The sequence below is a fragment of the Mesorhizobium sp. M7A.F.Ce.TU.012.03.2.1 genome, from assembly GCF_004006095.1.
Lineage (GTDB): Bacteria > Pseudomonadota > Alphaproteobacteria > Rhizobiales > Rhizobiaceae > Mesorhizobium.
This window is the reverse complement of record NZ_CP034779.1, coordinates 2,082,859-2,095,087: the sequence shown is the minus strand read 5'-3', so window position 1 is coordinate 2,095,087 and position 12,229 is coordinate 2,082,859. Positions and strand designations below refer to the sequence as shown.

At 60.4% G+C, this 12,229-nt stretch carries 11 protein-coding genes and 2 pseudogenes; 5 read left to right on the top strand and 8 right to left on the bottom strand.

What is annotated here, in order from left to right; genetic code table 11:
* Nucleotides 1-108: 108 nt before the first annotated feature.
* From EJ079_RS34170 to EJ079_RS10115, 4 genes are all read right to left on the bottom strand, one after another.
* Complete coding sequence (locus tag EJ079_RS34170; protein ID WP_281040153.1) at nt 109-324, bottom strand: tyrosine-type recombinase/integrase; 216 nt, start codon at nt 322-324, stop codon at nt 109-111.
* Complete coding sequence (locus EJ079_RS10125; RefSeq protein WP_281040152.1) at nt 255-977, bottom strand: tyrosine-type recombinase/integrase; 723 nt, start codon at nt 975-977, stop codon at nt 255-257. Before EJ079_RS10125 ends, EJ079_RS34170 begins: the two co-directional genes overlap by 70 nt.
* Before the next feature lie 84 nt (nt 978-1,061).
* On the bottom strand, nt 1,062-1,994 hold the full coding sequence (locus tag EJ079_RS10120; protein WP_127808926.1) for a tyrosine-type recombinase/integrase: 933 nt from the start codon (nt 1,992-1,994) through the stop codon (nt 1,062-1,064).
* Nucleotides 1,991-3,229, bottom strand: coding sequence for a site-specific integrase (locus EJ079_RS10115; RefSeq protein ID WP_127808925.1), 1,239 nt, complete (start codon nt 3,227-3,229; stop codon nt 1,991-1,993). The genes EJ079_RS10120 and EJ079_RS10115 overlap by 4 nt, the downstream gene beginning before the upstream one ends.
* Nucleotides 3,230-3,408: 179 nt before the next feature.
* Between EJ079_RS10115 and tnpB the strand changes: the two are divergent.
* Both tnpB and EJ079_RS10105 read left to right on the top strand, forming a co-directional pair.
* A pseudogene (tnpB, locus tag EJ079_RS10110) lies at nt 3,409-3,642 on the top strand (IS66 family insertion sequence element accessory protein TnpB); the annotation flags it as partial.
* 38 nt (nt 3,643-3,680) lie between these two features.
* Nucleotides 3,681-4,637: pseudogene (locus EJ079_RS10105) on the top strand (IS66 family transposase); the annotation flags it as partial.
* A 907-nt stretch (nt 4,638-5,544) separates the two neighbouring features.
* On the opposite strand, the gene EJ079_RS10100 reads toward EJ079_RS10105, so the two are convergent.
* The gene (locus EJ079_RS10100) at nt 5,545-6,765 is read right to left on the bottom strand and encodes an acetyl-CoA carboxylase biotin carboxylase subunit family protein (RefSeq protein ID WP_127382844.1); all 1,221 of its coding nucleotides are present in this window, start codon (nt 6,763-6,765) and stop codon (nt 5,545-5,547) included.
* Nucleotides 6,766-7,523: 758 nt separating this feature from the next.
* Here EJ079_RS10100 and EJ079_RS10095 point away from each other — a divergent pair.
* The 3 genes from EJ079_RS10095 to EJ079_RS34165 all read left to right on the top strand — a co-directional run bounded on the left by EJ079_RS10095 (nt 7,524) and on the right by EJ079_RS34165 (nt 8,315).
* Nucleotides 7,524-7,718 (top strand): hypothetical protein, encoded by a 195-nt coding sequence (locus tag EJ079_RS10095; protein ID WP_127382843.1) that lies wholly within the window; start codon nt 7,524-7,526, stop codon nt 7,716-7,718.
* Nucleotides 7,715-7,879, top strand: a complete 165-nt coding sequence (locus EJ079_RS33210; RefSeq protein ID WP_164781826.1) for a hypothetical protein — start codon at nt 7,715-7,717, stop codon at nt 7,877-7,879. Before EJ079_RS10095 ends, EJ079_RS33210 begins: the two co-directional genes overlap by 4 nt.
* A gap of 319 nt (nt 7,880-8,198) precedes the next feature.
* Nucleotides 8,199-8,315, top strand: a complete 117-nt coding sequence (locus EJ079_RS34165) for an ATP-binding protein (RefSeq protein ID WP_275955070.1) — start codon at nt 8,199-8,201, stop codon at nt 8,313-8,315.
* A gap of 880 nt (nt 8,316-9,195) precedes the next feature.
* Here the strand turns inward: EJ079_RS34165 and EJ079_RS10080 are convergent.
* The 3 genes from EJ079_RS10080 to EJ079_RS10070 all read right to left on the bottom strand — a co-directional run.
* Nucleotides 9,196-10,353, bottom strand: coding sequence for a TlpA disulfide reductase family protein (locus tag EJ079_RS10080; protein ID WP_127808923.1), 1,158 nt, complete (start codon nt 10,351-10,353; stop codon nt 9,196-9,198).
* 415 nt (nt 10,354-10,768) lie between these two features.
* On the bottom strand, nt 10,769-11,782 hold the full coding sequence (locus EJ079_RS10075; protein ID WP_024505903.1) for a 1-aminocyclopropane-1-carboxylate deaminase: 1,014 nt from the start codon (nt 11,780-11,782) through the stop codon (nt 10,769-10,771).
* Between the two features lie 236 nt (nt 11,783-12,018).
* Nucleotides 12,019-12,229: exopolysaccharide production repressor protein (locus tag EJ079_RS10070; protein ID WP_127407099.1), on the bottom strand; the 211-nt coding region annotated here is incomplete at its 5' end.

The following is a 12,229-nucleotide window of genomic DNA, read 5'->3' as shown; positions in this document are numbered from 1 at the left end:
CGGGCGAGATTATGTGGCGGAGCCGCCCTGACCGCTTTCGGGCCGGCCAAACCCAGCTTGCCTCCGCCACATAATATTCAGATGGAGTTCAGCAGTTGCAGAACGGAGTCATTCGGTCGGAATCGCGCGCCGTGATCGCCGTTGACGCCGCATCATCTCGACATCCGCTGCGGCATAGCGGTGGGTCGTGGCGACCTGTGCGTGCCTGAGCCAGGCTTGGATCGTCAAAAGGTCCACGCCAGACTGGAGAAGCTTCATGGCGAGGGAGTGCCGGAAGATGTGCGGCGATATGGGCTTGTCGGCCAAGGCTGGCCTGATAGGCACGGCCTCGGCCGCCGCACGCCGCACGATATGGGTCGCTCCAAGCGAGTCAGGCGCTCGTTGCGGGCGCCGACGAATATCGGTCGCGGCTCGTGATGGGTGATCCCGCGCTCGCCCAACAAGGTCGTCAGCGCTCGCGCCAGGTCCTTAGGAATGGGCACGACGCGGTCTCTGCGCCCCTTGCCGCGCAGCAGCACTTGCGGGTGAGAGCGCTCCAACTGAAGGTCATTTGCGTTGACGCCGGTGGCTTCCGAGACCCGGGCGCCGGTCCGTGCCAGGAAGAGCAGAAAGGCTCGGTCGCGCCGACCACGAGGCGTCTTTGGATCGGGCGCCGCGATGAGGGTATCCACTTCGGCCTTGGTGAGATGGTGCGTTACCTCGGTGTGTGCCCGTTTAATGGGAATCGACAGCACGCGTTGGGCCACACCGAAGGACGCCGGGTCGGCGGCAGCGACGTGGTGGAAAAAAGACCGGATCGCGGCCAAGCGGGCGTTGCGCGTGGCGACGCAATTGTTCCGCTTCTCCTCGAGTTCGTCGAGAAAAGCGAGAACGAGGTCTCGATCGAGATCTTCGAGCGCCAACGCCGCCGGCTTCTTATGCAACCGGTCGGCGGCAAAGAGGATCAGCATGCGCAAGGCGTCGCGATAGCTGGCCACGGTTGCGGGAGTCGCATTGCGCTGCTTCGTCAGGCGCCGGCGGAAAATAGGACTCCAGGAGCGGCGCCAGGAGCAGGTGTTCGCTCATGCTGCGCCTCCATCGAGGGCGGCACGCTCAGCCGCGATAGCGAGGAGCTCCGCCGAGCCCGTGAGGTAGTAGGCCGTGTCGCTGTAACTAACGTGGCCGAGATATGTGGCGAGCAAAGGCAATAGCGCCTGAACGTCTGCGCGCTGTTGGTGCCAGAGGCTGAGGCGGGTCACGGCAAACCGGTGCCTGAGATCGTGCGGCCTTAACGGCTTACCGCCATCAAAGTCGGCGAGTTTACGGACCTCGGCAAAGCCGTTTTGCAGGCCGGTCGCCGAGAGGCGGTTGCCCCGGGAACTGAGGAAGAAGGCCTGATCCTTGGGTATGGGGAAAGCGGCGTCGCGCTCACGGGCATAGCAACCAAGGGCACACTGCGTTGTCGTGTGAACTGGAACGAGACGGTCCTTGCGGAACTTTGTCTTCCGAACGAGGAGAACCCCGTTGGTGAGATCAACGTCGGAACGATCGAGCCCGACTACTTCGCCCGATCGCAGCCCTGAACTTGCCAACAATCCGATCAGCGTCGCCATCGTCCGCCCTCGCAGAGGGATGCTAGGCGAAATGCGGGCGCATGCGTCGATGAGTGACGTCAACTCAGCCTCGCTGAGAATACGCGGAGGCGGAATCGCTCTGGATCTGGGGAAAGCTCTGCGCTCCAAGCCCTCGGTCCGGGCGTCGTAGACGGCGAGATACTCGTAAAACCGGCGGAGCACGCCATGGCGAATTGCGCGGCTGTTCGCGGCGCCGCTGAACGAGAGGACGAAGTCCAGCGCCATCGTCCGGGTAGCGGGCGCATCGAGCTGAGCGCGCCCAACGTAGCGGACGAAAGCCCGCAACGTGCCGGCTTGCTTGCTGAAGGCGTAGCCGAGGGAGTGGCGCAGCTCGATGTACCGCTCGGCCTTCTCGCCGAGGAATTGGGCAAAGGCGGTCATGCGACGCCTCCCGGAAAGGGGAGTGCGACCTCGGCGAGCTGCGAGGTCGCGACCTTTACGTACAGTGCCGTTGTGTTGATGCTTCGGTGCCCGAGAAGATCGGCGACCTCGTTGATCGGCCTTCGCTGCTTGACGAGCTGGGTGGCAAGACTGTGGCGCAGGAGATGCGCACCTGCGACCCGCCCGAGTTCAACCCCGCCATGTCGCAACCACTTCCGCACGATCCTCGAAACAGGCGACGCGCATTTGAATGCTGCCACGGGCGGCGTGAAGGACAGGAACAGATACGGACTATCCACCTTCGGTCGAGCGCGCAGGACGTAGTCGGCGAGCGCGGCGCCGGTCTCCTCGAGCAGCGGCGCCACCCGATCCCGCTTGCCCTTGGTGCGCCGGACAGAAACCTCGCCAGCACGCCAGTCGATATCCTGCAGCTGAATGGCGCGTAGCTCACCGTTGCGAATGCCCGTGGTGGCGAGTAGCAGCAGGACGGCTCGATCGCGGATGTCGACCGGCGTCGTTGCGCCGATCGCATCGATTGCGCGCCGAACGTCATCCCATGCAAGGCGCGGCGGCAAATGCGCCAAACGCCAATGAGGCGTCCTTGGGACGACGCGGTCGAGATCCTGGTCATGGTGGCCAGCCCAACATAAAAACTGAAGAAATGTTCGGATGTGAGAAGTCGCCGCCGTGCGGGTGCCGGTGGTCGCCGATAGCGACAGCCGATGCTCGACAGCAGCGAGGACGTGCTCAGCCGTCAACGCCTCGAGGTTTTGACCGGGATGATGATGGCGGAACCAATCCAGAAAGCGGCGGCCGCCCAGTAGAACGCCTTCGCGGGTCTTCGGCTCAAGTCCTCGCGCCTTGCGCAAATAGTCGGAAAATGAGGTCAGAAGCGGAGTATCCGGATCATCATCTACCCTGGGAGCGGAAGCAATGAAGCGCTCCGGAGCCACTCGCCGTGCATGTCCCAGCGCCGATGCTGCCCCAATGCGTGGAGAATCTGTAGTAAACGTGCATAAATAGCTGTCGACGACATCTTGATGGATCGGCATCCGACCACAGCGCGTTGCGGCAAACTGGCTAAAGCGTGCGATCCGGCTCAAGTAAATCTTGGCGGACGCTCGCTTGTAACCAAGGGCGAAAAAATGCTCCGCGAGGCGATCCATCTCGCCACCGAGTGCACCGCTACGCAGGCGCTTGAGCACCCCACAATAGGAAAAATAGAACTCGAGCATTCTGCCCCTCCGGCGTTGTGGCACAGGGGAATCCCGCGCCATGAGAGAGGCATGAAATATTATGTAGCGGAGGCAAGGTGGATTTGGCCGGCCCGAAAGCGGTCAGGGCGGCTCCGCCACATAATCTCGCCCGACGCATAAGAACGGTTATGTGGCGCGCCACATAACCGTTCTCGGGCGCGGTCTACGTGTTCCGGGCCAAGCGGGCCGACCGCATCAAGCTCGTCTACTTCGACGGCACGAGCGTATGCTTGTTCGCCAAGCGGCTGGAGGATGGCAAGTTCTGCTGGCCGGGCGTTACCGACGGCGTCGTGCGACTGACGGCGGCACAGTTGCAGGCACTCCTGGAAGGCCTCGACTGGCGGCGGGTGCACGAGACGCGCGAGACGCGTGTTCCTATTGCGGCGAGCTGACCATCACATCGTTGCCAAATCACTATCCATGCTTGTTCGTGACCGACGCGGCCTCTGCCCTTCCCGACGATCCCTAACACGCTTCAGGCGATGCTTTTGGCGCGCGTGTGGAGAATGAGAGGCTCCGCCAAATCATCAAGGGAGTTGCAGCGCTATCGCTTCGGGCGAAGGGCGGAGAGCCTGCCTGAGGACCAGCTTCTTCTGGGGCTGGAGGAAGCCGAGCAGGTAGAGGCGGAGGGCTTCGCCAGCGCGGAGCCGCAGACCCTGTAAAGCGGGATGCCCGGGCTCGCAAGCGCCGCGCCAACCGCGGCTCGTTACCCGCCCATCTGCCGCGCGTTGAGCAGGTAATCGATATAGCCGACAAGATCTGCCCGTGTTGCCGAGGCCAGTTGCATGTAATGGGCGAGGACCTCTCCGAACGTCTCGACATGATCCCCGCCCAGTTCCGGGTGATCGTCACCCGTCGACCGAAGTATGCCTGTCGCGCCTGCGAAGAGGTAGTGATCCAGGCGCCGGCTCCAGCCCGCCTGGTCCAGGGCGGCATTCCCACAGAGGCCACGGTGGCTCATGTGCTGGTGTCGAAGTATGCCGACCATCTGCCCCTGTATCGTCAGGCCCAGATCTACGCCCGCCAGGGCGTTAACCTCGACCGTTCGACGCTGGCCGACTGGGTCGGCAAGGCTGCCTTCCTCCTGAAGCCGGTGCATGAGCGGCTGGTCGAGCGGTTGAAGGCGCGGACAAGCTCTTTCGCCGACGAGACCACCGCTCCCGTACTCGATCCGGGCCGGGGGCGGACCAAGACGGGACAGTTGTTCGCCTACGCCCGTGACGAGCGCCCGTGGGGCGGGACCGATCCGCCAGACGTCGCCTATCTCTACGCACCGGACCGCAAGGCCGAGAAACCGATCCGGCATCTTCAGGGCTTTGTCGGAACCCTGCAGGTCGACGGATACGCGGGCTATAAAGCGCTGGCCGAACGCAACGCCGTGAGGCTAGACAGAGGACAGCCCCGAGACGAAGACACGGAAGGCGGTATCGAACCCGCGGATGAGAGTCTGATCAGCCGTCGTCTCTGAGCTCCACCCCCAGCCCTGTGCAGCTTCAGCCGATCCAACTGCTTCGCCCACGCCGAGCAGACCATCGTCTTGCGCTCAGCCTTGACAGGGAACATGAGAGACTAGTGGTGGCGGCATCTTCCGGCTGTAGAGGAATGCGACGGACCTTGAGCGAGAGTCAGATTGAATGAACAGTTTGGCGGGCGCAGATGCGGATCCAATTTCGCCACCGCTCGGGAATCCGGCATTTCGCTCTATCTGGCTGGGCTTTCAAGTCACCTCCCTCGGCTGGTAATGCAAACTGTCGCCATCTGCTGGCTGATGGCAACTCTCGACCTCCGATCTAATGGCTGCGTTGTACCGGCTTCGTCGCGCCTGCCGCGTTCATCTTATTTGTCTTTGCCGCGCGCGGAACACTCAGTTTACCACTATGAAGCCCGGGAGACACGTTTGCTGCCACCAAAGAGCTTTACCATCGCACCGACGCTGCGCTCGACCCCCTCGGTCGCGAAGACATCATGTGCTCGGTTAGCGCTTCACTGCGGACCGATGTTGTAACGCTCGAGACTCAAGGCTGGGCGTGATTTTCATTGCCAAAGTAATCCATCTGCGAGGCGGGTGGCCTCGAAACAGGTAATTCTCCTTTGGGGCAGCTTCACCAGTTTGCTGACGATGCCCTATGTGATCGTTTCCGTCTCCGCCTCGCTTCAGCACTTTGACCCCATTCTCGATGACCGCCCAAAGCGACCGGACGCGGCTGCGCTTTCTTCGAAGGCATCCTGCCGCAATCGCCTCCGGTGTGATCACCGCTTCTCTTCAGTCGGGGAGGTAAAGGCCGCACATTGTCCTATTCGCCCCTAGTCGGAAATGGTGTGATTGACCAATTGATCAAGTCGACGGCACGCTGAAGTATCGCCTTAGTATGAGCAAGGTTGGGTGAAGCGGCGATAACAAATCCCATAGCGTCTTGGTAATCGCCTTTCCTTACGATCGGCGTCTTGGGTTTAACAAAAAGTTTGACCTCGGCGACGCCTGGTATAGCCGCCGCCCGACCGTCGCCATTAATCCAATCCAGGGTCCCATCCCGATCAGGAAGTAGGCACCGCCAGGCCGAAGTGTGCGAATGCCTTTTGCGCAAATCCCATTCGTCGCCGATAACAAGCTTGATGTGCTCGGTGACGAGATCAATACCATAAGCCAACTGAACTGGCTGAGTACCGCCAGCAAGACGCGGGTTGACTTCAATGACGACTGGGCCAAGCTTCGTCCACCGGAATTCAATATTCGTTGGCCCCCAGCCAAGGCCGAGAGCGCGCAAACAACTCAGCGAAAGATCGGCGATACGCTCATGCTCGTCATCAGTCAGAGCCGCCGGAAAGATGCCCTCACGATAGACAAAATACGGTAGAGGGCCGAAGTCGGCCGCCTCAATCCCAATGATCTCATTTCCCATTATATAAGTCCAATAAAGGGGGCCATGCGCGAATTCTTCGACCAGTATCCGCGGAGGTGAGCGCCATATGTGCTTCCCGCCCAACAGATAGGTCGTATGTTCGGTCAACTCATCAACGTCGCGGCACAATCGGACACCGCTGCTGCCGATGCCGACGGCTGGCTTAAGAATAACCGGCAGGCCGATCTCCGCGGCAGCGCTTTCAACGTCCGTCGCATTCGCTGCCAAGCGATAAGCAGGGATTGGAACCCCGGCCTCCGCGAGGAGCTGACGTTGAGTGAATTTGTCGCAGCATCGCTCAATCGATGCGGGGTCCGGTCCCGGTAGATCGAAATGCAGGCAGAGCTTGCCAACTGTCGCATAGACCTCCTCCTTCGCGCTTGTAATGCCGGCAATGTCATAGGTCGCAGCCAGCCGGGAACATTCGCGGAACAGCGCATCGAGATTGTTTGTATCGACACGGATTGCCTCAATGTTTTCCGCCGCAAGATAGTTGTACTGAGCTGGATCAGCCGACAGGGTAATTGGATGAAGACCAAGACGCTGGGCTGCTTTCACGTATCGTGCACCATTGCTCGTCGTGCCTTCAATCAGGATGAGCGCTCTTTTCGCCATTTGCTGTTAACCTCGTCGTAGCGTGCTGTGCGGCGGTCTGAGTGTTAAATCGGCATCAGCTCTTTATCCGTGCCTGACCTCAAACGCTGTGGTGAACCTAGCATTGTCAGCGATTTGGTTATCGCGAAGACTCTGTAAATTTATTTGAAGGATCTGTCGCAACTGTTTTGATCACCGGCTTATCACCCGCCGTCCGGACCTGCGGGAGCGGATTGTAGCGTCAGGCGGTGGCGCGCCCTTTTGGGTGAGCGCAAGTTTCATGCAGCGGCAGACGGAGACGGGGTTGCACTGCTGCGCCAAACCTGCTCGCCCCGTAGCGGCAAGCTTTCAGCCTCTGTGGGGTTCTTGGTTCGCGCGATTGACAGGCCAAGCGAACCTAGGAGCGCGTCTTCGGGACGACCACGGGGTCACGGCCGATCCGGCGGTGCTGTCGCGCTTTCTGCGCCGGCGCGGCGCGAAAATTCCCTGGTTGGCGCTTCTACCGCGGTGTCGATGTCCATGCCGATTCCATCAGGACGGGAGCGGCGCTGGTGTTCCAACTTGGAGAACTTCTGATGATATTGTATCTACTCTGTCAGGGTCCGCCGGTGACCGCAATCGGGCGGCGAACGGGCCGCGATCCACGACGGTCCGCAAATACGCCAAGCAACCGCAAAACTCAATCCGACATCGTCGGCCGCCTCGGCGACCAGGTCGCAAGGTGATCACACGACCTAACCAGAACGTCGCCACGCGGCTGGCGTTGTGGGGAGCCGGTCATGCGCATTCGCCCGCCCACTATCGACAGCATCAGGAAGAGCCTGGTTGGGCTACGCGTGCCACGGGTCCTCGAAGCGCGCGACGCGGCGCTGCGGCGCATCAAGCAAGGCGAGATCGACGGAATCGAGGTCTCCCACCATCTGCTGCTCGACGACTCACCCTGCGCGATAGCAGCGCATCAAGTTGGCGCTTGACGAAGGCGCGCCTCACCGCCATCAAGACGCTCGTTGGCTTCGACTTCGCCTTCCAGCTATCGCTCGATAAAGACCGCATCATGGCGCTGGCCGAGCTGAGGTTCTTCTCGGCCCGGCTGGCAAGAGCCACGTGGCGACCACACCCCCTATCGAAGCCGTGAAAGCCGCAAAGAGCGTCTACTTCTCGAAGCTCGCGACGTCCTCGCCTCGCTCGCTGAGGCCGTACGCGAAGAGCAGCTGCGTAAGCGTATTCGCCATCCATGCCGCTCGCTTCGGCTTCGATCGGCACGTCCAGCTCGATGCCGAAATGGTCGAACAAATCCGGGCGCGGCACTGGCCTCGCTGGTCGTCGTCATGAAGTCGGCGATCTCGCAGTCGCGCGCGGCGGCGGCAATCTGTTTCTTCCCGCTTGTCAACGCCCGATATGAATAGCGCGCCATCATTTCACCTCAAACCGGATTCGCCGAACGGGGCGAGGTCTTGGGCGATCCCATTGTTGCAACAGCGCTGCTCAATCGCCTGCTTCACCACGCGGTCGTCATCCAGATCGAGGTATCAAGCCTACCGAGGAAGAAGCTCACCCACCCGGGTTCATGATCTCGTGCCGCAACCGCAACCCGAGCTATCGTATTCACCACTTCAATCCCAGCACCGCCGCTCTCCTAATCCGATTGCTGATCGAGCCGCAGACGACGCCGCCTCGCCCGGCCGGTTGAAGATGGCTTTGACTGTTTTACCCAGTTGAAGGCGCCGATCCGCTGGATTTTGCAGCCTGAGCCGGAACTCCTCCCCACGTCTGCCGGAGAGTTATGTCTACGTCACCGGCGGCGTTGCCGCGATGTCGAAATTTGCGCTGAGCAGTATATCGGCGAGGGTGAGTGCTGTGGAGCTCCTATCCTCCCGTTTATTGAAGATAGCTCGCGGAGACCCGGTTGTAGTGGGAGACACGTTGCTCAGCAAGCCATTCTCGCCGTTGCGGTGCTCCGAGGCCCCGCGTATTCGCTACCTCGCTTCCAGCACGGCACTGAGGAACTAAGCCGAAGGAATCCTGAGTACGAATGAGCCGCAGGAGGCATTTGACGAACGGGGAAGCAAGGGCCTCGTCGTCCTTGTGGACAGCAGGGCCAACCGGAGGAATTTCGTTGTTCGTCATTTCAGTCTTCGTCTTCGAGGTACGATTTCCTTTTCCTGCGATGCCCACTCCGGGTCCGCTTGCGTGGCCGACGAATGGCTTGGGCGGGCCAACCCCAAGAGTGCCCCGTGGCCGACCTCGACATGTCCACGAGTACGAGACCTGCGGCGCGAATTCGCGGCGCACATCGTCTGCGCCGCGATCCGACCGGTGGTCAACGCAATTGAAATCCAACCTGCCGCAAGCCGCCGCCCTGCTGCATCGACATACTTGCTGCGAAGAGAGCTTCGATGGGCGGATTGGCCAGTGTTCAATTCCAATTGTCAGTCCCTTCGCGATTCTTGCTCAGGAAGTGACTGCGTTTTGAGTTTCGGGTGCCTTCTTTTGCGGAGCCACACAAAAATCCGCGTGACAGGCAGGCTCACCCGTGTAGTTGGCCAGTGCTTCGAGCAATGGGGTAAGATAGTACTGTTTGGTGTGGTCCGGAATTGGCCCCAGCCGGTCCACCGATTTCAGTGCCACCTCGATCAACTCGATTGCGCGATCTTTGTTGCCGCTCTCGTAATAATACTGAGCTACCGGGAGGTACCGGCGGTATTTAAACGGGCCATCGCCGTTCGGGGGATTGAGTGCCAGTATCTGTTCCGAGAGCTCGTTGCCCATCGCAAAGCGCTCCGCGCGCGGAAGATGGGAATTGTCCATCGTGGGATCGAAGAGTTGGTTGAGGGCCAAGGCCATCCACGACACCGCGTCGGACGTTTTGTCGATCGCGTCCTCGACCAATTCTCGCATGACCGGCATGCCGGTCTTGATGTCGCGCAGCTTGTGAAGCAGAAGATCCGCATGAATCTGCCGGAACTCACAAGAGTCTGGCATCAAGGCGAGGCCTTCTTCGATGGCCAAGAGCGCCGCCGTCCAATCCTCGGCCTGCATCGCCGGCTCAAGTTTGGCGTATATCGGCCCGGTAAGCGACATTTCGCGCGCTGCAAGTTGGTTATGCGCGATGCGCTTTGCATCGGCGGCTTTCGCTTCATAGCTGCTGCGCCAGCTGCCGTTAAGGACTTTCGGCAAAACGTCATCGAGTTCCGCCGGGTGGCCGATAAAAGCGATGTGGCCGTCGCGGTCGACCACGAACGAGGTGGGAATCCCAATCGAAGAGCTGGGATCCATCCAGAGCTTGTTCATTTCGCCAGTGCAATCGAACCCGATACGATAATTCAGATTCGGGAACTTCTCGGTCAGCCAGGCATCCACGTTGGTCCGCGCCTCGTCTGCGGTAGGACCCTGTTCGCAGGCGGCAACTCCGACCGCCTCAAATCCGCTGCCTTCATATTTCTCCTGCAGTTCGATCAAATCGGGCATGGCGTCGACACATGGTCCGCACCAAGTCGCCCAAAACTCAACGAGGTAGACCTTGCCGGGCCGAAAGTTCGTGAGGGGCTCGCCACGCAGCCAGTTCTCCACTTTGATCGCAGGAGCCGGGGACCCCATACGCAGTTCCATCTTGGTGTCCAAAGTCATTCCACACCTTTCGTCTCTTTTGTCGCGGAATATTTTCCAGTCAAAATCGCTGTCGGGTTTCGCCCTATCACTCTTGAGAGCTTGGACGGTTCGCCTGTGATTAGACTGGCATCGGTCCTCGAGCAGTGGCAGTTTGGCGCCAGTTCGAAAGCGCGAACTCGCCGGCTTGGTCCTCGTGCCGCCACCGCCGCGTGTGGATTCTTGCCCCGGAGTCAAAATTCGCCTCGCGGTTGCCAACGGCGGCATGCGCTCAATGCGCGTGGCGTTGAGCCCCGACAGCACGTAATGGTACCAATTAGTGGATGCCCGTCGCTGCCTCCACTTCTCCAGCCAAGCGCTCGAACGACGCTACCTACTCACGTTCGAGCGCGACCGCGGAATCGCAGACTGCCGAACGTCAGCCGTTTCGAAAGGTGTAGCCGTACCCGTTGATCGCCGGCGCGCCGCCTAGATGTGCGTAGAGGACCCTCGATCCCTGTGGAAAGAAGCCCCTCTGGACGAGGTCGATCATCCCTTGCATCGATTTGCCCTCGTAAACGGGGTCCGTAATCATGCCCTCGAGCCGCGCGCACAAACGGATTGCCTCTTTGGTTTCCTCCGATGGAACGCCATAACCCGGGTACGCGTAGTCCATGAACAACACCACGTCTGCCTCGACAATTTCCGCTCCGAGGTGGACGAGCTTCGCTGTATTTTGGGCGATGCCAAGCACCTGCGCCTTGGTCTTGGCGGGCATGGCGGAGGCATCGATACCGATCACGTTGCGCTGTCGACCATCCTTGGCGAACCCGACGAGCATGCCGCCGTGGGTTGAACCAGTCACCGTACAGACGACGATATAGTCGAAGGCAAACCCAAGCTGCTCTTCCTGGGCACGCACCTCCTCAGCGAACCCCACATAGCCCAGGCCGCCGTATTTGTGGACAGAGGCGCCGGCAGGTATCGCATATGGCCTGCCGCCCCTTGCCTTGACTTCATAAAGTGCCTTTTCCCAGCTGCGGCGGATGCCGATGTCAAAGCCCTCGTCAACCAGGCGCACCTCTGCCCCCATGATGCGGCTCAAGAGGATATTGCCGACCCGGTCGTAGACAGCATCATCATGTGGGACCCAGCTCTCCTGGACCAGGAGGCATTTCATGCCGATCTTGGCGGCGACCGCAGCGACCATGCGCGTATGGTTGGACTGCACGCCACCGATTGTGACGAGCGTATCGGCATCTGACGCGATCGCGTCGGGCACAATGTATTCGAGCTTGCGCAGCTTGTTTCCGCCGAACGCGAGACCGGAGTTGCAGTCCTCGCGTTTGACGTAGATTTCCACCTTGTCGCCCAGATGCTTGCCGAGGCGGTCGAGCCTCTCGATCGGCGTGGGTCCAAAGGTGAGCGGATAACGTTCGAATTTTTCCAGCATGCTATCTCCAGCAAAAAAGTACCTGAACCGGCTACGCACCGGTCAGCCCAGGGGTATGGTCGCGTGTTAGCCGAACACAGATTCCCTATACGATCAGCTCAGTCATCAGAGGGTGACCAAAATTGGTGTGGGTCTGAGCACTGATCCTGTCATCCGCGCATCAAAGCAGCAGCACATGCTGGGCATTCGACCAAGCCGGGACACAGCTGAAAATTGCATTCCGCAGTTGATCAGAGTCAGACGACTGGTACCCGAGCTTTCCTGTAACCATCGGCATGCTGGCCCCTGTGGCGAGTTCCACGAGCGCGGCTAGAGGACTGCCAGATCAGAAAGAGCACGCGGCCGAAGGAGCCGGCCTGAAGCAGCAGCGAACAGGCCAGCGTCGTGACGACTGCCACACGGAGCGAATCCAAAGCGAAGTAAACCATCGACGCATTGCTGCACAGG

What these genes read in the sequence shown, in the direction of transcription:
- EJ079_RS10080 (WP_127808923.1), bottom strand. Translation starts at nt 10,353, where the DNA reads ATGGAACTGCGTATGGGGTCCCCGGCTCCTGCGATCAAAGTGGAGAAC.
- EJ079_RS10075 (WP_024505903.1), bottom strand. Translation starts at nt 11,782, where the DNA reads ATGCTGGAAAAATTCGAACGTTATCCGCTCACCTTTGGACCCACGCCG.
- EJ079_RS10100 (WP_127382844.1), bottom strand. Translation starts at nt 6,765, where the DNA reads ATGGCGAAAAGAGCGCTCATCCTGATTGAAGGCACGACGAGCAATGGT.
- EJ079_RS10115 (WP_127808925.1), bottom strand. Translation starts at nt 3,229, where the DNA reads ATGCTCGAGTTCTATTTTTCCTATTGTGGGGTGCTCAAGCGCCTGCGT.
- EJ079_RS10095 (WP_127382843.1), top strand. Translation starts at nt 7,524, where the DNA reads ATGCGCATTCGCCCGCCCACTATCGACAGCATCAGGAAGAGCCTGGTT.
- EJ079_RS10120 (WP_127808926.1), bottom strand. Translation starts at nt 1,994, where the DNA reads ATGACCGCCTTTGCCCAATTCCTCGGCGAGAAGGCCGAGCGGTACATC.